At 63.5% G+C, this 22,273-nt stretch carries 18 protein-coding genes and 1 riboswitch; of the genes, 8 read left to right on the top strand and 10 right to left on the bottom strand.

Going from position 1 to position 22,273, the window contains the following annotated elements:
* The 7 genes from J7E82_RS20505 to J7E82_RS03325 all read left to right on the top strand — a co-directional run.
* On the top strand, positions 1 to 760 hold a 760-nt coding region (locus J7E82_RS20505), incomplete at its 5' end, for an HNH endonuclease signature motif containing protein (RefSeq protein WP_251041377.1).
* Positions 761 to 1,238: 478 nt separating this feature from the next.
* Positions 1,239 to 2,063: an LssY C-terminal domain-containing protein gene (locus J7E82_RS03350; RefSeq protein WP_214860363.1), complete on the top strand. Its 825-nt coding sequence runs from the start codon at positions 1,239 to 1,241 to the stop codon at positions 2,061 to 2,063.
* A gap of 162 nt (positions 2,064 to 2,225) precedes the next feature.
* The gene (locus tag J7E82_RS03345) at positions 2,226 to 2,747 is read left to right on the top strand and encodes an OsmC family protein (RefSeq protein WP_214860362.1); all 522 of its coding nucleotides are present in this window, start codon (positions 2,226 to 2,228) and stop codon (positions 2,745 to 2,747) included.
* A 58-nt stretch (positions 2,748 to 2,805) separates the two neighbouring features.
* Positions 2,806 to 3,102, top strand: a complete 297-nt coding sequence (locus tag J7E82_RS03340; RefSeq protein ID WP_214860361.1) for a hypothetical protein — start codon at positions 2,806 to 2,808, stop codon at positions 3,100 to 3,102.
* Positions 3,103 to 3,393: 291 nt separating this feature from the next.
* On the top strand, positions 3,394 to 3,540 hold the full coding sequence (locus J7E82_RS03335) for a hypothetical protein (protein ID WP_214860360.1): 147 nt from the start codon (positions 3,394 to 3,396) through the stop codon (positions 3,538 to 3,540).
* Between the two features lie 370 nt (positions 3,541 to 3,910).
* A riboswitch (cyclic di-AMP (ydaO/yuaA leader) is annotated at positions 3,911 to 4,120 on the top strand.
* A gap of 2 nt (positions 4,121 to 4,122) precedes the next feature.
* Positions 4,123 to 4,950, top strand: a complete 828-nt coding sequence (locus tag J7E82_RS03330) for a LysM peptidoglycan-binding domain-containing protein (protein ID WP_214860359.1) — start codon at positions 4,123 to 4,125, stop codon at positions 4,948 to 4,950.
* Positions 4,951 to 5,261: 311 nt separating this feature from the next.
* Positions 5,262 to 5,657, top strand: coding sequence for a cupin domain-containing protein (locus tag J7E82_RS03325; RefSeq protein WP_214860357.1), 396 nt, complete (start codon positions 5,262 to 5,264; stop codon positions 5,655 to 5,657).
* Here the strand turns inward: J7E82_RS03325 and J7E82_RS03320 are convergent.
* Entirely contained in the window at positions 5,616 to 8,291 is a 2,676-nt protein-coding gene (locus J7E82_RS03320; RefSeq protein ID WP_214860355.1) for a Tat pathway signal sequence domain protein, read from the bottom strand. The two genes, J7E82_RS03325 and J7E82_RS03320, sit on opposite strands and share 42 nt — an antisense overlap.
* A 427-nt stretch (positions 8,292 to 8,718) precedes the next feature.
* Between J7E82_RS03320 and J7E82_RS03315 the strand changes: the two genes are divergently transcribed.
* A complete protein-coding gene (locus tag J7E82_RS03315) occupies positions 8,719 to 10,719 on the top strand; it encodes a rhamnogalacturonan lyase (protein ID WP_285289692.1) in 2,001 nt (666 codons plus the stop codon).
* A gap of 150 nt (positions 10,720 to 10,869) precedes the next feature.
* Here the strand turns inward: J7E82_RS03315 and J7E82_RS03310 are convergent, their stop codons facing one another.
* The 9 genes from J7E82_RS03310 to J7E82_RS03275 all read right to left on the bottom strand — a co-directional run bounded on the left by J7E82_RS03310 (position 10,870) and on the right by J7E82_RS03275 (position 22,074).
* A complete protein-coding gene (locus J7E82_RS03310) occupies positions 10,870 to 13,821 on the bottom strand; it encodes a discoidin domain-containing protein (protein ID WP_374223581.1) in 2,952 nt (983 codons plus the stop codon).
* Positions 13,822 to 13,885: 64 nt separating this feature from the next.
* On the bottom strand, positions 13,886 to 14,431 hold the full coding sequence (locus tag J7E82_RS20500) for a hypothetical protein (protein ID WP_251041374.1): 546 nt from the start codon (positions 14,429 to 14,431) through the stop codon (positions 13,886 to 13,888).
* A 149-nt stretch (positions 14,432 to 14,580) separates the two neighbouring features.
* Positions 14,581 to 16,062 (bottom strand): aromatic amino acid lyase, encoded by a 1,482-nt coding sequence (locus J7E82_RS03305; RefSeq protein WP_214860351.1) that lies wholly within the window; start codon positions 16,060 to 16,062, stop codon positions 14,581 to 14,583.
* 46 nt (positions 16,063 to 16,108) lie between these two features.
* Positions 16,109 to 17,830, bottom strand: a complete 1,722-nt coding sequence (locus tag J7E82_RS03300) for a urocanate hydratase (protein ID WP_214860349.1) — start codon at positions 17,828 to 17,830, stop codon at positions 16,109 to 16,111.
* Between the two features lie 30 nt (positions 17,831 to 17,860).
* On the bottom strand, positions 17,861 to 18,772 hold the full coding sequence (locus J7E82_RS03295; RefSeq protein WP_214860347.1) for an ABC transporter substrate-binding protein: 912 nt from the start codon (positions 18,770 to 18,772) through the stop codon (positions 17,861 to 17,863).
* Between the two features lie 92 nt (positions 18,773 to 18,864).
* Positions 18,865 to 19,596, bottom strand: coding sequence for an ABC transporter permease subunit (locus J7E82_RS03290; RefSeq protein WP_308113587.1), 732 nt, complete (start codon positions 19,594 to 19,596; stop codon positions 18,865 to 18,867).
* Complete coding sequence (locus J7E82_RS03285; protein WP_214860343.1) at positions 19,593 to 20,243, bottom strand: ABC transporter permease; 651 nt, start codon at positions 20,241 to 20,243, stop codon at positions 19,593 to 19,595. The genes J7E82_RS03290 and J7E82_RS03285 overlap by 4 nt, the downstream gene beginning before the upstream one ends.
* The gene (locus J7E82_RS03280; RefSeq protein ID WP_214860341.1) at positions 20,240 to 21,346 is read right to left on the bottom strand and encodes an ATP-binding cassette domain-containing protein; all 1,107 of its coding nucleotides are present in this window, start codon (positions 21,344 to 21,346) and stop codon (positions 20,240 to 20,242) included. The genes J7E82_RS03285 and J7E82_RS03280 overlap by 4 nt, the downstream gene beginning before the upstream one ends.
* On the bottom strand, positions 21,343 to 22,074 hold the full coding sequence (locus J7E82_RS03275) for an IclR family transcriptional regulator (protein ID WP_214860339.1): 732 nt from the start codon (positions 22,072 to 22,074) through the stop codon (positions 21,343 to 21,345). The genes J7E82_RS03280 and J7E82_RS03275 overlap by 4 nt, the downstream gene beginning before the upstream one ends.
* Between the last annotated feature and the right edge of the window lie 199 nt (positions 22,075 to 22,273).

Raw genomic sequence — 22,273 nt, 5'->3', positions numbered from 1 at the left:
AGCGTCGCTGGACCGGCGCACGCGCGCCCAGCGGATGCTTGATGGCATCATCGGCGCCTGCAAGATCGCCCTCTCCAGCGGAACCCTGCCCGCCGCCGGAGGCCTCCGACCACAAATCCTGGTCACCATCGGCTACAAAGAACTCCTCGCTGACCTCAACAACACCACCACCGACGCCAACGGCATGACGGGCACAAGCAAGAGCAACACCTGGACCAGCGGCAGCAGCACATGCGTCAACGACATCGCGAGCATCGATATCAACCGCGCAGGCAGCGGCACCGGGACCAGCGGCATCGCGGGTGCAGGCATCGCGGGCGCCGGCATCAACCGAGCCGGTAGCGGCAGCGGGGTCTTCGCCTTCACCGGTCCCGTGTCGGCCGCGGTGATCCGGAAGATGGCCTGCGACGCCGAACTCCTCCCCGTCGTGATGGGGACCGAAGGCCAGATCCTGGACATCGGGCGGGCCTCCCGGGTCTTCCCGCCGCACATCCGCAAAGCCATCACCGCCCGCGACCTCGGCTGCGCCTTCCCCGGCTGCACCATGCCCGCACCCTGGTGCGAAGCCCACCACATCACCTACTGGTCACACGGCGGAACCACCAGCACCAGCAACGGAACCCTGCTCTGCTCCCACCACCACCTCATCCACAAAGAACACTGGCAAATCCAGGTCCAAAACGACATCCCCTGGTTCATCCCGCCACCCCACATCGACCCCCAACGAAAACCCAGACGAAACCACTACTTCCGGCAATGATGAACCTGGGTGCCGGCATGCTGTCGACTTTTCGACAAGCTCAATCACCGTACGGTTTACCCACTTGGCTCCACCGGCAGCTAGTCACCGCGCCTGCAGTGGACCTGCGCCTGTCCCTGCAAGCATTCAGGTTTCTCCACCTTCGAGGTGAGGGTGACAGACGGCGGGAAGGTGACGACGGCGGGAAGGTGACCTCCGCCGTCGTCGTCTGAACCTTCCCCGGGTTCTTGACTACGACAGCAACCGGTAGGCGGTGGGCCAGTATCCACCCGCAAACGGGGTCCGGCTGCCCAAGCTGCGAATTAGGATAGCTGCAAGCCGCTTGCGGCGGCTGGAAGCAGGGACCGGAAGTCAGGGGGAAGCATTGGAAGCGGCAGGAACACCGGGCCAACCTCCGGCAGAACCGGACGCACAAAAAGTCCCCGAACCCGACCATGCCCGGCCAGCCAGTGCGAAGGCGAGGTGGCGAACCCGCTGGGTGACCGTCGTCGCCGTCGCACAGCGCTTGTTCTATGTGCTGGTCACCATAGCGGTGGGCTGGGCCGTGTACTACTTCCTGCTCGCCCGTCTTGCCAGGGGTCCTGAGCAGGCGTGGGTGTTCCTTCCCGCATGGTTGATTGCCGCTTACGCACTCCTGCCTCGCATCCACAAGATCCTGAGCAGCCTCTACATTCCGGATTACTTCATCGGACGCGCCAGAACTGGTGACGGTGTGCTGGGGGACCCCGTCAACCTCGCCGTCATTGGTCCCGAGGAGGAGTTGCGTGCCGCCATGCTCGCAGCCGGATGGATCGAAGCCGACCCCATTACACCGAAGACGGCCTGGCGCACACTGACCTCCACGCTGCTAGGAAGGAGCTACCCCGAGGCTCCGGTCAGTTCCTTGTATGTCTTTGGAAAAAAGCAGGACATGGCATTCCAGCGGGAAATCGATGGGAATCCGCGCAAGCGCCACCATGTGAGGTTCTGGAAGTGCCCCGACGGTTGGCTGCTCCCAGGCGGGCTTGCCGTGGACTGGGTGGGCGCCGGAACCTACGACAAGAGCGTGGGCCTGTCGCTTTTCACTTTCCAGATCACGCACAAAATTGCTGACGGCACTGACGAGGAGCGCGACTTCATCATCGACACTCTGCGCCGAGCAAAGGCCGTGGAGTCTGTACACATCATCCTGAATTACTCCACCGGCTACCATCATCGAAACGGGGGAGGAGATGCCATCCGCACTGATGGTCATCTCCCCATCATCGACCTCCTCCATCCGGAGCCAGCCGGCGGGCCGGCAAGCCTCGAACTCCCTACCTGAAGCTTTCATCGCCGGAGCCGCGTCGTCTGGCGTTGCCGGTTCCGGCCTCTTGTCTTCAACACGCAAACGCTCCAGCATTGGATCAGCACCGGCAGATTGTCGCGGCCAAACGTGGGCGAGCCTGTCCTTGACGACGGCGCCCACTGAATAAGGAGAGCTCACATGGGTAGCCAACAGGAGATTGCGATCGCCATCGACAAGGCGCGGGACTATTTGGCTGAGCACCCGGATGAAACCCGGTACCAGGATTCGCCAGCTGTAGCCGTCGTCGAGGGGGGACTGCGGGTCCTCGTGACCGGCCCCAGCGGCGAATCTTTTGTCACGGATATGGTGAAGGGGGTGGGCGGGGCCGCCTCAGCGCCCTCGCCGGGCTGGATGTTCCGCGCGGCCAGGGCGTCCTGTGCCGCCACGCTCATCTCCATGCGAGCGGCGGAGAAAGGAATTCCGCTTTCGCGGCTGGAGGTAGTGGTGGAGAGCGAGTCGGATGACCGTGGACTGCTGGGGGTCGACGACGGCGTCCCTTCCGGCCCGTTGTCCACTCGCCTTGTGGTGCGGGTGGCCTCGGAGAACGCCAGCGAGCAGGAGCTCCGGGACATCGCGGAGTGGGGTGTCGAGCACAGCCCCGTTGACGACGCCGTCCGCCGTGCCATCCCGGTTGACGTTGTGGTTGAGACCGGTTCGTGACTCAATCGATGCCTTGCAAGGCTAGGCTCGAAAACCCGTTAGGAAGTACGCTTACTAAATGGGAATCCAGGACGATCCTCATCTAGTGCCCGATCCGCTCTTGGATGCGGATGCCCGCTTGGAAGCCCAAATGGCCAGGGCGCCGCGCATGGCCAAGCGGTATCCCAAGGACCAGCGGCCCCTCGTGCGGATTCGGGATGTTTATGGCCGGGCGATTGCCTATACGCCACGCCAGGTGCTGGTGGAAATTCTTTACCGGCACGGGGGCTACGTACTTCGCTGGGAGCCGTTCGAGCACGTGCATTACATCGCCGGCCGGGACTGGAAGGGGACCACGTTCCCGCCAAGGGACTAGATTCGGGCAACCGCCCCTACCCCTCGCCTAATAAGCAGTCTTACTATTAACGAGCGTCACGGAGCCTTCTGGGGGGATCTTCGGCAGTGGGGCGCCCCCCTTCTTATGGAGTCCCTGAACGCGCGTTCGACGGCGGTCCGCTGGGTCTCAAGCGGGTCGCCGTCGGCCTTTGCATCGAGTGGCGCTGTGTGAGAGGCGCTCCGGGATGACGGGGCATTTCCATTTGCACGAAGGGACTGGATCCATGGGTCCAGTCCCTCACAAGACCGAAAGGCCTATCAGATACTTCCCATGAAGGGGATTAGTGACACCCGAGACATCAACGGCCGTTCCCAGGACTGCAATGGGGCCAACCTTCACGCCAACACCGCAAATTTGCGCTGCTACCTGTGCATGCAGGCTCCGGCTTTCCTCATCATGCGCGTGGTGATCTCCTAGTTCGGTTTCTTCAGATCCCCCAGTCATTCCAAGCTATTACTAAGCATGCTTACGATCAACCAAATTCCCTAGTAATCTCTCTTGTTTTTTATCCTTATCAGGACGACAATGCGCCTGGCGCCCGGAGTCGCCTGACCCCCGCCGTTACCTGACTGCTACATGCGAACAATCGTCAGCGCCGCACTGTACCGACGTCGGGGCACCCAGCAGAGGCGTCCTCCCCTGTAAAACAAGGCGAAGTGCTTACCCTAAACCGCAACCGAGAGTTCAGTGTTACGTTGCGTGTCGTTCTTTTCGTTACCAAACAGTGACAATTTGCAGGAGCAGAAGTTAGCCTCTACCGGTGCCCCTGGTTAGATCGGGGGCATTCCCGCGCAGAATGCCGAGCCCTGCCACTGCCCGGGACCCGTTCGCAATTCTCAGATGGCAGGGACGGGGGAACCAAAGATTCCACGCGGGCCTTTCAAGAAGGTCCTTGGGGTTAAGCCGCTCTGCGCCATCGAGTCATGGTGCTAACCGGCCGGGTGATACTCCCATCCGAACCCGACAGCTCACCCCGCAGGCATGGGAGAGGCAATCACCATGTCACGTAAGTCCATTTCGGCGCGCCATCGTGCCACCCCTGCACGTTCCTTCCTTCAGCAGGCTTTGTCTACTTCTGCTAAAGCCAACGCCGCTGCACTGGGTCGTCCGGCCCTCATTATTGCCGCAGCCTCGGGTCTCGTTTTCGGCGTCGGAACTCCTGCCCACGCCGGCGCCCAGGCCCCAGACAGCTCCGGGGGGACTGTGCAGGCACAGTCCGCCGCGCCCGTCGCTGCTCCCGCTCCTGCGGCAGCGGCTAAAGTCCACACTGTCGTATCGGGAGACACCCTCGGCGCCATCGCCGCACGTTACGGTGTTGGCTTGAATGCCCTCCTATCCACCAACGGCCTGTCGATGACGACGATCATCTACCCGGGCAACCAGATCCAGATCCCAGGCGGGGGAGCGGCAGCACCTGCAGCCTCAGCCCAGCCTGCTTCCACTGTCTACCTGGCCTCGACGGCGATTAAGCCGGCTCCTGCGCCCGCACCCGCACCGGCGCCCGCACCCGCCGCCAGCGGTGTTGGCGGCGCCATTTTGGCTGCAGCCTACTCGCAGATCGGTGCGACCCAGGACTGCACCATCCTGGTGGAGCGCGCGCTGCGTTCCATTGGCAAGAGCGTGGGCGACCTTGGTCCCACCCAGTTCTTCCAGTACGGAACCAGGGTGGCTACCCCGGCACCGGGTGACCTTGTTATTACCTCCGGACACGTCGGCATCTACGCCGGAAACGGACAGGTTGTCAGCAGCGGCATGAACTACGTGAACGAAACCATCGTGCACCCGCTGTCCTGGCTCTCCGGCTACTCCTTCGTTCGGGTGGCTTAGTCCGCACGGACTCGGTGACAGCCAGGCTCCTGAAGAGCTGGACAAGGGGCCGGCTTACTGCCAAGAAGGCAGTAAGCCGGCCCTTCGTCGTCGAAAAATGGTCCGTGAAATTTGCCCATTGACTTCGGGTGCAGTGCGACTACCGTAGAACTACGTCGTCAGCAATGACCTGTTGAACGCGTGCGCGCCGACCCCAGAACGGCACACATAGCGGGCTGTTTACATACCCCGGCCCAGGCCGACATCCCGCCACGCCAGTTGCTTGGTTCCCATGGCCAGGCGCCCGCAGAACAACTCCAAACGGTGTCCCAATGTCCGCAAATTTTGTTAGAGCGTTGGCAGTCAAGTCCTTCGATGTGCCTGATAGGAAGCGGCATCCGGAGAAGGCTGAGGTGGATCTCGTCACGGTGGACGACTTCTCCGTGGCCAGGCTGATCCTTGAACCGGGCTGGCGCTGGTCTGAGTCCGCGAAGCCGATGGAGAAGACGGACACCTGCCAGCACAACCATCTGGGCTACTGCATCTCAGGCACCCTCGAGGTGGAAACCGCCGACGGCGTGCGTTCCACCATCCACGCCAACGACACCTACACCCTCCCGCCAGGGCACGACGAGTGGGTGGTGGGTTCGGAGCCGTTTATAGCCGTCGAATTCCTCGGCGCTGCCTCATTTGGTCGACCCAGTCACGGCCTCCACGCTCGCATATGAATTCAGCCCCAGGTGTTGGTCGATTAGGGCCAGGTTCTGGATGACGGCCAGGCCGAACTGTGACGCATCGTTCGTGGAGACAGTGGGTGCTTCATCCACGGGCACAAGGACCTGCGGCGGCATGATCTTCCGCAATGTGAACGCCGACTCGTGGTTCAGGTGCTGCCCGCCTTCCGCGAAGCTGGCCCAGGCCCGGACCGCTAGCTCATCGTCACCAGTTCGCGCTGCCGCGTAGGCGCTGAGCCGACTGTGGGCCTGCGTCAGGTAGACGCCTGACAGGGGCTGCCCCACCTCGCGGACCTGTTCCTCCTCTGATGCCAGGAAGAGCCGGCAGTACTGTAGCCACGCGCGCTCGAACCCGGGGTCCGGCACCAGGCTGATCAGCTCGCTGCAGATCTCGACCAGCCCAAACACGGCACTAAGGTGCGAGACCCTGATGAGTTCGCGTCCGGCGTCGAACCTTCCGGTGTCCAGGTTGTACAGTGCCTCTCCGGTGAGGAAGCCGTACTTGAGGGCGCCGATGTCCGCCATGGTGCCCAGCAGCCGGTCCCGGGACCGCGGGTTGCCCGTGCGCTCCCAGTCCGTCAGCCAAGTGGCGGCCAGCGAGCCCCAGTCCGTGCCGAGCCCTACTGCCAGGGCGCTACGGTCCGGCCGGTATGTGGCGCTGTCCGGCCTGACTTTTCGCACCGGGTCCAGGCCGAGGAAGTTCCGGTCGCTGTCCACAAGCTCGGTGAGAAGGTCGCCGGTGCGTTCGTCGGCAGTGAGGTAGTAGTAGAACCGGCGATAGGCGGGGTTGCTGATGCGCAACTGTTTGGCGCTGCAGCCCCAGTGCTGCACATTGTGCCGCGATCCCAGGCCGCGCCAAGGACCCAGGTGGTAAACGTCCACCTCGCCTGTGTGTCGGGTCATCGTTTCGGCAAACCGGAAGACGTCCGAACGGCCGGAACGCAGGTACATGTACCAGAGCCAGAGGTCCGGCGAGAGTTCCGAGTTGTCCCAGGCATAGCCGCCGACGTCGTAGCGCCAGGTGTGACGGTCGACGTCGTACGTGTGCATGACGTCGCCGTAATTCCAGAAGCCGTACCAGCGGCGCTGCTCCACCTGACCCGTATAGAAGTGGAATAGGAAGTCCAGCTTGTCTTCCAGTTTCGCCTTTTCCGGCGTGCTGCGATCCACCGGCGCCCAGTCACCGAACAGCTGCACCGAATGCAGGTACTCCGGAGTTGCCTGAAGGAGTGCAGGTTTCGCGGCTTCCGCTGCATCCATGGCGAGGGAGGAAATGTCCGGGGTGGCATCGTAGGCGAACAGGGTGAGCTCGTGGGTTCGGGCGATCCCGTGAGGGTTTCCGAAGCCCGGCTCGTAGTCTTCATAAGTGATCTCCAGGCCTTCCAACTGCTCATCGAAGGTGTCCTGGCCCAGGCCGTCGTGATAAAAGCGAAGGTCCATGGGTTGCGCCTCGGGCGAGTAAAGCCAGGCGGTCATCGAGGCCTGCTCCGTTGCGGCATCACGGATGTCCAGCTGGCCGGGATGGGACTGCCAGAAGTCCCGGATTCCGACGCCGAAACCGCCGCGCAGATCACTGAGCGAACAGAAGCCCGTCGACCGGGTGCCACCGGAAATCCCTACCCACCCGCGATCCCAGCCGGTGCGCTTGCGCAGCTCGAAGCCGTCAGCGGTGAGCTGGGTCAGGGTGTAGTCGTTCCAGGCCGGGACCAAATGAAGGCGCTTGGAAACCAGCTCGCTCCATTCCTCCAGCGGGCGAGTGGGCTGACCTGCGATCTGCGCCTTGCGGACGTCTTCGCCCGGATCACGCCGGAGGCCGGTGAGGCCTCGCACCGCCTCGATCAGGAAACCGCCGTCGGCTCCCGCGATCCGCACATGCCGGTCATGAAGATCGCTCGCCAACGGCACGGTGAACCGCACGCCGAGGCCGGCGAGGAAGTCCTGGTCGGCATCGCCGTCCCAGATGAAGGAGTGGACCATTCGAATGCTCCGCGCACCTGCGTAGAAATAGAGACGAACCGTGAACGGCAGCCAAGCCCGCGGATCCGCCTGTGAGTCGTCCAGACGGTGCTTTCCCTCCAAGCGGACGACGGCGCGAACGGGACCGTTTTGTTCGACTGTTACTGCCGTGACTTCACCGCTGAAGCCTTCACGGGTGATATCTCCGGGGCCCTCCGCGATGCTGTGCTGAAGCAGGCTCACAAGCGTTGCGTCCTTCGCCACCTCAACGCCTCCGCGAGACAGGGAGCGGAACAGGGTTGAACCTGATCGCTCAATGACCATCTCGAGTCGGCCCGTTGAGATTCGAACCTCCGCAGCGGTCTCGGTGACTGAGAGCTCCGCCGGCAGTTTTGGTGGGACGCCTTGATGGGCCGACGCCGAGACGCGGTAGTGCGTGGATGGAGCGTCCGTCACAGGCAGGGCAACTCCCGCCCATTTCAACGAGCCATCCGGCCAGGTCGCCAACGGCCATGCCTGGGAGGGCACGGTCAGGCCGGCATCATTCGATACCGAAATAGCATCGGCGGCTGCCACCGCTCCTCGTGGGAAGGGCATTCCCCAAGTGGTGCCGCCGCTAAGGCGTGCGGGAGGCTCGCCGTCGAGCCATCTGATGAGTGCCGGCTCCGTCATCTTTTCCTCCTCGTTTGGCTGCTCTGCGTCGCTGCGAATTCATCCAACCGCCCAAAAATACACACAAAAAGGAACACAACGGAGTCCGTTGTGGGTACGTTGTGCGGCGGGAAACCGCTTTCTTGGTCAGAAAGCAATCTAATCCGCCTTGCACAAAAGCGCAACTATCACACAAATGCCTTGACAATGCAGCTGACATGGGGCATTGGTAGATTTTGTTCGTTTGCTTGACCTCTGCCTGCAGCGACTGATAGACCTTTTGGGTGTAAACGGTTCATGCTCGTCGAGACCCGGGCCAGTGAATCTTCAAGCCAATCCTGCCCAATTGCCACGGGTGGGATTGGCACTCTCAATGAATCGTTCCAATCGGGAGCAGGTTCAAGTTCAAAGCAAGTTTAGGTTCCATGTGGCGCTCCGCCGCATCGGCATGCATCAAAGGAGATGTTCTTTGAGTTCCTTCACCAAACGAAAAAAGACCCGAGAGTGGTTCCGGACAGGATCAAGAGCAGCGGCTGCTTCACTTGCAGCGGCGGGCATAGCCATGTCCGGAATGTCCTTGGCCCATGCCGAGGTCATACAACCTCCGTTACCTGAGCAGTCGGAAAACGGCCTGCTGAAGCGGCAGATGGAGAAGCTGGACCGGGCGCCCGTCGCTGTCCTCACGGACCAAGGCGTCAGCCTCAGCTGGAGGATGCTGGGCCTGGATCTGGAGGGCGCAAGCTTCCACGTCATCCGCGACGGCGTACAGCTCACCGTGGAACCGATCCGCGACAGCACCACCTACGTCGATCGCACCGGGACTGCATCGTCCAAGTACGTGATTAAGACCGTGGGCAATGGAGTCGGGGAGTTCACCGAAGAGTTCAGCCCAATGGCCCAGAACTACCTTGCCATCAAGCTGGACAAGCCTGCGGACGGCGTAACGCCGGACGGCAAGCCCTACACCTATTCCGCCAACGATGCCAGCGTGGCGGACCTGGACGGCGACGGTAAGTATGAAGTCATCCAGATGTGGAACCCGAGCAACGCCCAGGACAACTCCCGGCCCGGCTACACCGGCAATGTGTATGTGGACGCCTACAAGATGGACGGCACCAAGCTGTGGCGGATCGACCTCGGCCGCAACATCCGCGCCGGAGCCCATTACACCCAGCTGCTGGCCTACGATTTTGACGGCGACGGCAAAGCCGAGGTCTCCATGAAGACCGCGGATGGAACCACGGATGACGCCGGGACCGTGATCGGCGATCCCAACGCTGACCACCGCAATACAGCAGGCTACATTCTGACCGGCCCCGAATTCCTTACGGTCTTCGAAGGAGCCACGGGCAAGATCGTGGACACGGTCAACTACGATCCGCCGCGCGGCTCAGTTTCGGCATGGGGCGATGGCTACGGCAACCGTGTGGACCGCTTCCTGGCGGCAGTGGCCTACCTCGACGGCGAACGTCCCTCCCTGATGTTCAGCCGCGGCTACTACACCCGCACCGTCCTGGTCACCTACGACTTCGTGGAGGGCAAGCTCGTTAAGCGCTGGACCTTCGATTCAGACATCGCGGGCGCAGAATACAAGGGCCAGGGCAACCACAACATGTCCGTGGCGGACGTGGACTCTGACGGCAAGGACGAGTTCGTCTTTGGCTCCATGACCATCGACGACAACGGCAAGCCGCTCTACAACACAAAGCTCGGCCATGGCGACGCGATCCACACCAGCGACCTCGACCCCTCCCGGCCAGGGCTGGAGACTTTTGCCGTGCATGAGAGCATGAGTGCCAGCGGTAACCGCGGTGCCACGTTCCGTGACTCCGCCACAGGGGAGGTTCTCTGGAGCATCCCGGCTGTCCGCGACACCGGCCGGGGTGCTGCCGGCGATATCGATCCGCGCTATGCCGGCGCCGAAGGTTGGGCCGTCGGCGGAACCGCGGCCTGGAACTCCACAGTGGGCCAGATGCGCTCGGCCAAGGGCGAGCTACTCTCCGAGAAGATCCCGGCCGCGAACTTCCTTGCCTGGTGGGACGGTGACCTGCTGCGCGAGATCGTCGACCACGACTTCGACGAGGGGACGCAGACAGGCGTGCCCACCATCGCCAAGTGGAACTGGGAGACCCAGGCCAGCGACAAGCTGCTGATCGCGGAGGATGCCAAGACCAACAACGGCACCAAGGGAAACCCGGCCATCCAGGCGGACATCATGGGCGACTGGCGCGAGGAACTGGTGTGGCCGTCGTCGGACAGCAATGAACTCCGCATCTACACCACCACTGCCCCCACTAAGGTTCGCCTGCGCACCCTGATGCATGACTCCGACTATCGTCTCGGCGTGGCCCGCGAGAACGTCTCCTACAACCAGCCTCCGCACCCGAGCTTCTTCATCGGTGAAGGCATGAAGACTCCGGCGATGCCGAAGATCACCTACACCCGCTAAGCGGACTATCTGGGGTGGTCGAGCCTGTCCAAATCGGGTCCGGACAGGTTCGACCACCGGAAAAGTGCCGCCTCCTCCGAAACGGAGGAGGCGGCACTTTCCTTTTCACGGCCGTGGCCTCGGCCCGACAGCCCTCGGCCCGACGGCGGTTTAACCTTGCGCGGCGAAGTAGCTCACGCATTCCCCTTCACTCTGGAACCCTGGCTCGACGTTCCTGGACCAGCCGTTATCGATGCATTCCTGCTTCCCGGTGACGAAGGAAACCCGGTGTTCTTTCAAAATGCCGTTCGGCGCCGTCACGATGACCACCGCCGTCGGGTTCTCCTCAGTCGCCTGCGCAATGGAAACCTTGGCGTTCGTGTCCAGCGCGTAGCCGGCCAAGGTGGGCACCGCCGTCGACTCTGTCAGTACCTCATACTGTGCGACTCCCGGGGCGAAGCCGACCACGGATTTCTGGTCGACCAGCAGCCGGCCGAGCTCCGCCACGCCGGCATCTGCCAGTTTGGATCCGGAGATGGCAACCTCGGCGACCTTGGTGTACGAGCCCGGATGCGTGAGGGAGATTCGGATGCCGCGGGTGATGACGGGCTCGAAGGTCACCGTAACCGGGGCCGTGGTGGTCAGGCCGGTGATGGTGCCGGCGGATGTGTCCTTCCATGCTCCCGAAGCGTCCCGGTACTGGACTTTCAGGCTCTGGGCCGCCTTCTCAGCCAGGGTTACCTTAACGGAATTCACGGTGTAGTCGCGGGTGAAGGCGTAGTCCAGGCTGTCGCCGTTGCGTCCCCCGCTGACCCAGTTGGACCAGCGAGTGGAGGTGTTTCCGTCGCAGGTGTTCTTGGGGGCGTAGGAGGGCTCGGTGTAGCTGGCTGTGACTGTGGTGGCGGGATCATCCTTGCAGACGTTGCTGCTGGACACCCGGTCCACGACAATCACGGTGAGGACGGCGTCGAGCGCCTTGTCACCTGCGACGCCGGTGGCGGCTTTCCCGCGGACGGTGGCCGTACCGGGGGCCTGAAGCGCCGCGGCATCCAAGGTGCTCCAGTCCCACGTCACGGCGAGGCTGTTCCTGGCCGTGCCGGCCCCGATCTGGCCGGGAACCGCGGCGGGCGCCGCGGCCTGAACGTCGGCGAGGGAGGTACCGACGCCGACAGTCACCGACGCCGGGTCGGTCGCCACATACTTGCCAACGGTCACCACAACTTCTGCATCGGTGAAGGACTGGCCGTAAGGATCGGTGCCTGATCCGTGCAGCGTGACCGTGCCGCGCTTGTTCCAGACGGACGGGTCCACGGCTTCCCACTGAACGGCCACAGGACGTCCCGGACCCTTTTCATAGAGAGGCACCACGGTCTTCGGGAGGGACGGCGCAACTCCGATGGGCGTGCTGAGTTCCGTGGACTTCGCTCCCAGCAGCACCAGGTCCGCGAGGTCCGTGAACGCCCACGCCTGGTGGGCGTTGCTGGTGGCCGTGGTCGTGGAACCGGCCGATGAGGCGAGTGCGACGGCGGTGCCGGCGGCTGTCTGCCCGCCCGATACCTGGAGGGCTATCGCGGCGCCGGCGTTGACCAGGGTCCACTGTTTGCCGTTTTCCGTGGTCACGATCCACTGCGCCGACGGGTTGGTCTTGGCCTCGTCCAGGCTGATCGCGGAAAGGCTCGCGGCGCCTGATTGTGCGCGATTGAGCAGGCCGCCGTTTCCCGTGAGCACCCTGCCGTCCCTATTGGTGAGGACCCAGCGGCGGTCATGGGAGAACTCGTCGTCGGTGTTTACCGCGTTGAAGGTCCACAGCTGGGAAGCAACTACGGCGGCGTTCGCGCCCAATTCCTCGATGCCTGCGGAGGCATCGGCGCGGGCAGTGAGGTACTTGCCGCTGGCCTCGCCGGTCAGGTGGTAGCTGTGGCCGTCGACGACGGGTGCGGCCTCCTCGGCCACGCCACTGACGCCGTCCACCAGGAAGGTGACAACCGAGGCGGGCGGGACCTGCAGCGTGGCCCTCTTGGCCGTACGATCCACGGCAACCGGGGCGCCCTTCACCAAGGCATTCCGCTCGATGTCATCCACCGGGGACTTGGTGGTGACCACCGGGGTGACGGTGGCGCCGTCGGTAATGCTGGCGAACTTGGACAGATCGATGGTGACGGTCTCCGGCGTCGGAGTGTCATTGAAGTGCACCAGCGTGGCTCCCGTGCCATCGGCGCGAAGGGCGCTCGCGGTCTTTGGATCCTCGTTCTGGATGAGGAAATCGCCTGGGCGGATGTAATGCGTGAAGTTCCGCGTGGTGTTGTACTTCTGGTTGGTCAGGACGCGGCACTTGGCGTCGTCGGGGGAGGCGCCGTCGTTGAGCCTGCGGTTGGAGAAGCCTTCCCGGCCGTCGTAGTTACAGTCGAAGTCGACGTAAATGGAGCCCCAGCCCTTGTCGCCCTTTTCCTGCTTGTAGGTGTCTTCCACCGGCTGCCAGAATACCCAGGCGTCCGGTTCCAATTCGCGGAGGTCATTGACCATGCGGCTGGCGATGCCCAGGCCGTTGGTGATGTTGGAGCGGTCCCAACCGCTGGTGGAGTCACCGAGGGCGGGGTTGCCCGGCCAGAAGCCGCCCACTTCGCTCATCCACAGCGGCTTGTTAGCCGACTTGGCCAGGTCCCGGACCCGACGCCGGTCATTGGTGCCGTAGGTGTGGACGTTCAGCTGCCCGACGGCGTCCTTGGCCTCCTGGCTGTAGGCGTTCCAGTTGGTCATGAACTTGCTGGGATCCGTCTCGTCCATGGCCGAGATGATTGCCTCCGTGGAGGTGCCGTCCTTGGCGAGTTCGGCGGCGAGCAGCTTGGTGACCCGGTCTTGGGCCGCCGGGTAGATGAGGGCGCCTTCCTGCTTCTGGGTAAACGAGGTAGGCGGCTTGCCCGTTGCGCTGTCGATCGCCGTGCCCCAATAGCCCGAGTTGGGCTCGTTGAATGGATCGATGGTGTCCACGCTGATGCCGCTTCCCTTTTCGAGAAGCTCGACGGCGTGCTTCATGTAGGCGGCGAACTTCTGTTCGCCCTGGGGCAGCAGGTTCTCGCCCTTGGCGGTGTTGACCTGCCCGGAGACGTAGCCGCTCCTGGTCATGAACCAGGGCGGAGAGTTACTGAAGGCCTCCCAATGGGAGATCTGTTGTTCGGCGGCGAGCCGCTCAACCCACCAACGCTGCGTCTTGTCGGGCGTCGGGGTTGTAGGAAGCAGGATTCTCGGGGTCCCACTGCTCCAGGAACGCCAGCTTGTTCGCCTGCGCGGGATCCACAGAGCCGTCCGGGTTGTAGAGGTTCGAGAGGAGCGGGGTCTCAGCGCTGGATTCGGTGACGGGCTTCCACCAGCCTTCGACGGCGCTTCCATCGTTAAGGTAGTTCGCCACATCGGAGGCGCTGCCGCCGCCCACGTTATAACGGGCGATGTTCAGGTTCAGGCCGTCCTTGCCAAAGACCTTTTGGTAGAGCTCTTCGCGAATACTGTCCGGATAGCCTCCCGTGGCATTCGCGAACCAGACCAGGCTTGTGCCCCAGCCCCTGAACGCCTCGCCCTTGCTGGCCGGGTTGGGAGTGATGGTGACCGGAGTGGGTGCGGTTTCCGCCGCTGCTGCTGTTTCGGTGGCGGTGGGGAAAGCCGCCAGTCCGGCGGCCGCGGTGGCGGCCAGGACGGCCATGGTCGCCGACCTTCGCATTCCGCCCTCAAAGATCGTCATAATGGGCCCTTCATCGTTGGAGAGTTTGCGGGTGATGTGCGGACCAGGCGCGTTACTTCATGCCTGATCTGCTCCCCGACGACGCTATGTGAGCGATTACTCCACGACAACGGATTCGAACAATAAGGAACAGAGTTGATCAAAAGTGATCAGTGCTGGGTGGGTGGTTGAGCTCGAAATCCTGGAAGAAGCGCCATGCCGGTTGCGGTGTCGACATCCTCGCGGAGGTCCCGGTCCTGGACGTCGGCCGGCAGGGAGAGTCCGGCGTCGAAAACCGTGCGGAGCCGCACGCTGCGGAACTCCTCCGATTTCCTGCCCTGCAAGCGAAGAGCCCTTGCGGCGCAGACCAATTCGACGCCGATGACCGTCGCTAGCGCTCGGACTGTGGAATCCAGCGCCGACGTGCCGACGCTCGCAAAACTGGCATCCTCTTCGGCACCGAGCGATAGGACCGCCGTCTGAAGGCTTACCGGCTGCACATTGGCACGAATGCGTCCGACGGCGGCGGCCGCCACGTATTCCAGCATCATGACGCCCGACTGACCTGCGTTGTCAGCGGCCAGGAATCGGTTGAGGCCCGTGTAGGTGGGGTCGCACAGGAGACTGATCCTGCGGAGGATCGTCGCACACGCTGAGCTGAGGGCGAGCTGGAGTGTGTCGACGCGCCGGGCGAGGTTGGTCATTTGGAACAGGCCGTGATGGGCGACGCCGTTGCTGCCGTCCTCAGCGGCCCCGAACACCAGCGGGTTCTCATTGCCCGCCACCAAGAGGCGCTGCAGGAGGAGTTTGAGGGCGTCCAGTTCCTCGACGATGGACCCCAGGACCTGGGGCAGGGTGCGCAGGCAGTACGGGTCCTGGATGCGTGCGGGATCTCCGCTGCCGTCCACGAGTCCGCGCAGCAGCTCCGCCATTCCAGTGACTGCCGGCGAATCCGCAGCACGGCCCACTTCAGGACTGAAGGCCTCGGCATTCCCGGACATCGCGATGAAGGAAAGCGCGCTGATTGAGGTCAGGTTTTCCAGCAGCGTCGACAATTTTTGATGGGCCACAACGGCCTGCGCGATGGTGAGAGCGTTGGAGCTGATGAACGGCAGGGCATCCTCCGTGGCCCACTCGTCCAAGGTCGCCGGGACCTTCTGCCCGTCCATAGTTGGCCGCTCGCCCAACAGGGTAAGAGCGGTACCTGACAGAGCAGGCAGGTCGGCAGTTCCGATCCCGCCGAATTCCCTCACTTCCGGGAGGGCATCGGCGTCGATCATTGCCACTAAAGCTTCAGCCACAGTGGGGTTGATTCCCGAGGAACCGGCGGCGAGCTGGGAGAGCCTGATGATGAGCATGGCCCGAACGGTTTCGCGGTCCAGGGGCCGCCCGGCGTCGACGGCATGGCTCCGCAGCAGGTTGAGACCGTGACTGTCCGCTCCCGCGACCCCTTGTTCCAAGGAGACGGAGCGGTTCGCGCCCACGCCAGTGGAGCGACCATAGACCGGGCGGGTCCGCGCAGTTGCCTGCGCGGACCGCTGCGATGCGGCCATCCGCTCAAGGGCCGACGGCGCCAATCTAACCTGGCTGCCCCCTGCGGCGGCCGCAGCAAGTACAGCCAAGTCCAGCCGGCGTCCGTCGATCTCGATCATGAACTGATCCTTCCTGAAGTTCGGGTGGTTGGGCCTACCGCGAGGGTTATTCGGTCATGGGGATGCGGACGCCGCGTTCTTTGGCGACTTCGATGGCGTGGGGGTAGCCGGCGTCGACGTGGCGGATGACGCCCATGCCGGGGTCGTTGGTGAGGAGGCGTTCGAGTTTCTGCGCGGCGAGGTCGGTGCCGTCGGCTACGGAGACCTGGCCGGCGTGCAGGGACCGGCCGATGCCCACGCCGCCGCCGTGGTGGATCGAGACCCAGGTGGCGCCGGAGGAGGTGTTGAGCAGCGCGTTCAGCAGCGGCCAGTCGGCGATCGCGTCCGAGCCGTCGGCCATGGCTTCGGTTTCCCGGTAGGGGGAGGCCACGGAGCCGGAGTCCAGGTGGTCCCGGCCGATCACGATCGGGGCCTTGACCTTGCCCTCGGCGACGAGCCGGTTGAACAGCAGCCCGGCCTTGGCGCGTTCGCCGTAGCCCAGCCAGCAGATCCTCGCGGGCAGGCCCTCGAACTCGACACGGTCCGCGGCGGCGTCCAGCCATTTGTGCAGGTGGGTGTTCTCCGGGAACAGTTCCTTGATCGCGGCGTCGGTGACCGCGATGTCTTCCGGGTCCCCGGACAGCGCGACCCAGCGGAACGGGCCCAGCCCTTCGCAGAACAGCGGCCGGATGTAGGCCGGCACGAAGCCGGGGAACTCGAACGCCCGGGCGTAGCCGCCCTTGCGGGCCTCATCCCGGATCGAGTTGCCGTAATCGAACACCTCGGCCCCGGCATCCTGGAACTCCACCATCGCCTGGACATGCCTGGCCATCGAGGCCTGGGCCTTCTTGGTGAACCCCTCCGGGTCCGCGGCGGCCTCGGTGTGCCATTCGGCCACGCTGATGCCCTCAGGAAGGTAGGACAACGGATCATGCGCGGAGGTCTGGTCCGTCACCACATCAACCGTGAGCTCCCCGGCCACGTGGCGGGCCAGGATGTCCGGGAACACCTCGGCGGCGTTGCCCACATACCCGACCGACCAGCCGCGGCGCTCCTCCTTGGCCTTGGTCACCTTGGCGATCGCGGCGTCCAGGTCGGTCTCGACCTCGTCCAGGTACCGCTTGCCGGCCCGGCGCCGCAGCCGGCTCTCGTCAACATCGACAATCAGGCACGCCCCGTCGTTCAAGGTGACAGCCAGCGGCTGCGCCCCGCCCATGCCCCCGCACCCGCCGGTCAGCGTCAGCGTCCCGGCCAGCGGGCCCTCAGCGGAACCCTCGGCGGCCGGGGCCGGATGCCGGCCCGTTTCAGTGAGTTTGCGGCCGACGGCGGCGAACGTCTCGTAGGTGCCCTGCAGGATGCCCTGGGTGCCGATGTAGATCCAGGACCCCGCGGTCATCTGCCCGTACATCATCAGGCCCTCGGCCTCCAGCCGGCGGAACTCCGGCCACGTGGCCCAGTCCCCCACCAGGTTGGAGTTGGCCAGCAGCACCCGCGGAGCCCACTCATGCGTGCGAAACACGCCAACCGGCTTGCCCGACTGCACCAGCAGCGTCTCGTCCTTCTCCATGGTTTCCAGCATCCGGGTGATCGCATCAAACGCCGCCCAGGACCGCACCGCACGCCCCGTACCGCCATACACCACCAAATCATCAGGGCGCTCGGCAACCTCCGGATCCAGATTGTTCATCAACATGCGCAACGGCGCCTCGGTCTGCCAGGACTTCGCAGTCAACTCCGTACCCCGGGCAGCCTTGACCGGACGGGCACCAGTAGTGAAATCGGCCTTCAACGTATTGCTCCTCGCTCAGTTCTGTTCGACTCAGGCCAGGTTCTTGGACTTGAGCCAGTCGTTGGCGATGTCCCCGAGGTCTTCAAACTTGGCTGCGCGGCCGTTCATCTCGATCAGGTCCTCGGTAGTCAGGGCTGCGGAAACCTTGTTCAACACGTCCTTGACGTTCTCGGTTGACTTCTTTTGGTTGATCACGGGGACGATGTTTTCGGAGAGGAACAGGTTCTTGTCGTCGTCGAGGGCAACGAGGTCGTTCTCAGCCAGGGCGGGATCGGTGCTGAAGAGGTCTGCAACCTGGACCTGACCTGAAAGGAGGGCGTTCAGCGTAAGGGGGCCTCCGGCGTCGAGCGCTGAGAATTCCTTGAACTCAAGGTTGTAGACCGACTTCAGGCCGGCAACGCCATTCAGGCGGGTCTTCCACTCCGGCGGGCCGCCGAGGACGAGTTCCTTGGCGACGGGCTGGAGGTCGCTGATGGTCTTGAGGTTGTACTTCTCGGCGGTTTCCTTCTTGACGGTCAAAACGTCCTTGTCCTCGGCTTCGGAGGGGGTCAGCATGGTCAGGCCGGAGGGAATCTTGGTGGCCAGGTCCTTGGCGACATCCTCCGAGGAGACAGCCTTGGTTTGCGGGTCAAGGTACTGCAGGAGGGCGCCGCCGTATTCAGGCATAAGGTCGATAGAACCGTCCTTGAGCGCCGGGATGGTGACTTCGCGGCTGCCGATGCTCGGCTTTTCGGTGACCTGGACGCCCTTGGCCTTGAGGGCCTCGGCATAGATCTTTGCGATCAGCTGGCTTTCCGTGAAGTCCGCGGAGCCGACGATGATGCTGTCGCCCGCTGCCGCCTGGGTGTTGTTCGACGTGCTCATCGGGTCGCCGCCGCCGCAGGCGCTAAGGGTTATGGCCGCGACCGCGGCGAGGGTGAAGCCGGTCAGGTACTTTTTCATGTTGGTTGCTTTCTGGGTATGGCCGGCGTTAGGCATGCAGCGGCCAGGTGGGGCGGAACATGGAGGTAAATGTTGGGAATTATCGAAGGGAGTCAGACCGTGACGGGAGTCTTCACGGCGTCGGCGGTAGCCGGCGTCGTAACGCGTGCCTTGACGTCGCGCCGGGTCAATCCTGGTGAGACAACCCTGCGGGTGATAAAGGCGAGCAGCTGGTCGAAGAACAGCGCGAGGAGCGCCACCAGCACGGCGCCGGCAACCATCTGGCTGTAGTCGTTCTGCGCTTTGCCGTCGATCAGGAGACGCCCGAGTCCACCGAGCGAAATGTACGCCGCGATGGTCGCCGTAGAAATGATCTGGAGCAGTGCGCTGCGGACGCCGGACAGCATGAGGGGGAGCGAGCAGGGCAGCTGCACGTCCGTGAGGATCTTCATGGTGCGGAAACCCATGCCTCTGGCGGCGTCGACGGCGGCTGCGTCCACCGCGCGAACGCCGGCGTAGGTGTTGGTCAGGATGGGCGGGACCGCGAGCAGCACCAGGACGATGAGGCTTGGCAGGATGTAGCCCATCTTGGACGGGAAGGCAGGGGAAATCAGCAGCACCAGCAGAATCAGCAGGCCCACGCTCGGTAGCGCGCGAAGGGCGTTGGCCAGGCCTGCGATCATGAAGACGCCTTTGCCTGTCACCCCGATGTAGATGCCCAGCGGCACGGCGATAACGGCCGCGATGCCGAGCGCGATGAGCGAGTACAGCAGGTGTTCGCCGATCAGGGTGGGGATGCCGTCTGCGCCGGTCCAATGCGCGGGGTCGAACAAGTAGTTGATCACGATGCCACCACCTTGGGGGTCCACGGTGTGAGCCACCGATTGAGAAGGATGATCAGTCCGTCAAGGATCATGGCCAGGACCACACAGAGGATGATGCCGGCGATGATCGGCGTGAAGAACCGGAGCTGGAAGCCCTGGGTGAAGAGCGAGCCGAGCTGCGGGATGCCGAGCAGGGCGGCCACGGACACCAGGCTTACATTGGACACTGCCGCTACGCGCAGGCCTGCGCTGATCACGGGGACGCCCACCGGGAGCTCCACCTTCACCAGGCTCTGGTAGCCGCGGTAGCCCATGGCCTTCGCTGCCTGGACGGTTTCTTCGGGCACGGAGTCCAGGGCATCGGCTACCACCCGGACCAGGAGGGCCACGGTGTAGATGGTCAGGGCGGCCACGATGTTGAGGGGGTCCAGGATCTTGGTGCCCAGGACCAGCGGCAACAGCACGAACAGGGCCAGCGAAGGAACGGTGTACAGCAGTCCGGCAGCGCCTACCAGCAGTGGGTAGATCCGCCGGCTGCGGTGTGCCCACCAACCGAGCGGCAGCGCGATCAGCAGCCCCAACACAAGGGGAGCGACGGCCAGCAGGACGTGCCAGCCAAAGAGGAAAACGATGTTGTCGAACTGGCGGCCCAGCCATTCAACGTTCATCGGACCGTCTCCAAGTGGGGTTCTTCCTCGATTGCCTTGACGATGTCAGTGGCCGTGACGGTGCCGATGAGCTCACCGTGTTCATTGACGACGACGCCGCGCCGGCTCGGCGAGGAGAGGGCGGCGTCGAGCAGTTGCCGCATCGTTCCGTTGGACGTTGCGGAGGTGCCGCTGAGGTTCAGGTGCTCCCTCTTGACTTCGCCCCTGATCAGCTCGGTCTGCGCCCAGCCCAGCGGCTTGCGTCCGCCGTCGACAACCAGGACCCAGGCTCCGGAGGCCTTGGCCTGGGCCTCGGCAGCGGAAGCACCCAATTGCACTACCGGCTCCTCAGTGATGGTCACTGTGCCGGCGGCGTTGCTGAAGCCGAGGGAACGGTAGCCACGGTCGCGGCCCACGAAATCGGCCACGAATTCGTCTGCGGGGGAGGTGAGTAGCTCCGACGGCGAAGCCATCTGCGCAAGCTTTCCGCCGACGCGCATGACGGCAACCTGGTCTCCGAGCTTGAGTGCCTCATCGATGTCGTGGGTGACCATGATGATGGTTTTGCCGATTTCGCGCTGCAGCCGCAGGAACTCGTCCTGGAGCTGTGCCCGGACCACGGGGTCGACGGCGCTGAACGGTTCGTCCATGAGCATGAAGGCAGGGTCCGAGGCCAGGGCACGGGCAACTCCCACACGCTGTTGCTGGCCGCCGGAAAGCTGCCACGGGTAGCGCTTGGCAAAGCTGGCGGGAAGCCCCACACGCTCCATCAGTTCAAGGGCCTTCATGCGGGCCTTCTGCCGGCTCTCGCCAAGCAACACCGGCATGGTTGCCACGTTGTCTACGATGGTGCGGTGCGGAAACAGGCCGGCGTGCTGGATGACATAGCCGATCCGGCGGCGGAGCAACGCTGCATCCATGCCGGATGTGGGTTGGTCGTCCAGGTAGATGGTTCCGCTGGTGGGTTCGATGAGGCGGTTGATCATCCGCAGGGACGTGGTCTTGCCGCAGCCGGAGGGACCAACGAGGATGGTCAGCTTCCCTGTGGGGGCTTCGAGGTTCAGCCCGTCGACGGCCACCGTTCCGTCCGGATAGGCCTTACTGACGTTTTCAAACTTGATCATTTATCTTCCATGCTTTCCTGGGGCACTTCATGGTTTTCGGAGGGCTCGGTCAGGATGTTGTTGGCCACCCTCACCAGCTCCTCGCCAAATTTCCGGGCCTTGGCCTCATCCAAGCGATAGCTCGGTGCGACGATGCTCAATGCGGCGACGGTTCGGCCACCGATCACAATGGGTGCAGCGACGGCCGTGATGTCGTCTTCCACCCCGCTCCGCACAATGGCGAAGCCGCGCTCATTCTGTCCTCCGGTCAGCACCTTGCCGGCTGCTGAACCGTCCAGCGGAATGCTCCTGCCCACCCAGCTGGTGTGGCGCACCGAGTGCGTTCCTTCGACGATGGCAATGTAGATGCCGGTGCCGCCGGGACCGGGAATGCTGAGGTAGCAGGACTCGCCCGTGTGGGCGACGAGCCTTTTCATGTGCGGCGTGCACAGTGAAACCAGGGATTCGTGGCTCAACGCGAGAGCTCCCAACTGGATGACACTCGCACCGGGCCGGAAGTTGCCTCCCGGCTCACGGGAAACGAAACCGCTGCCTTCCAAGGTCCTGAGGAGGCGAAGCGCTGTGCTGGCGGACAGGTCCACTACACGTGCTGCGTCGCTCAGGCTGATGGAGCCGTCAGTGCAGACCGCACTGAGCAGGGCGAGGGCCCTTTCGACTGTCCGGGTGGAAGAATCTGCCGCCACTTTCCGACCTGCTTTCAAGTGGTCCGAATCACTATCTCTTGCCACTAAGTAAAAACCAACTTTCAACCTATGGCAAGGGCGGGATGGAAGATGACGCACATTCTTAGCTGATCGGTAACAGGGGAGCATGTCATGAAAACTGGCTGTTTCTACCTCGGTTTCCACCGTGTTAACTGTGTCTTGGGGAGCTTGGGGAGCCTTGTCATGCAATGAAATGTGGTTTTTACTTGGTGGCAGTCGTCAT

Origin of the sequence: Arthrobacter sp. ISL-30, from assembly GCF_018613855.1 — a bacterium.
In the GTDB taxonomy this organism is placed as follows: Bacteria; Actinomycetota; Actinomycetes; order Actinomycetales; family Micrococcaceae; genus Arthrobacter.
This window is presented reverse-complemented; position numbering and strand designations above follow the sequence as displayed.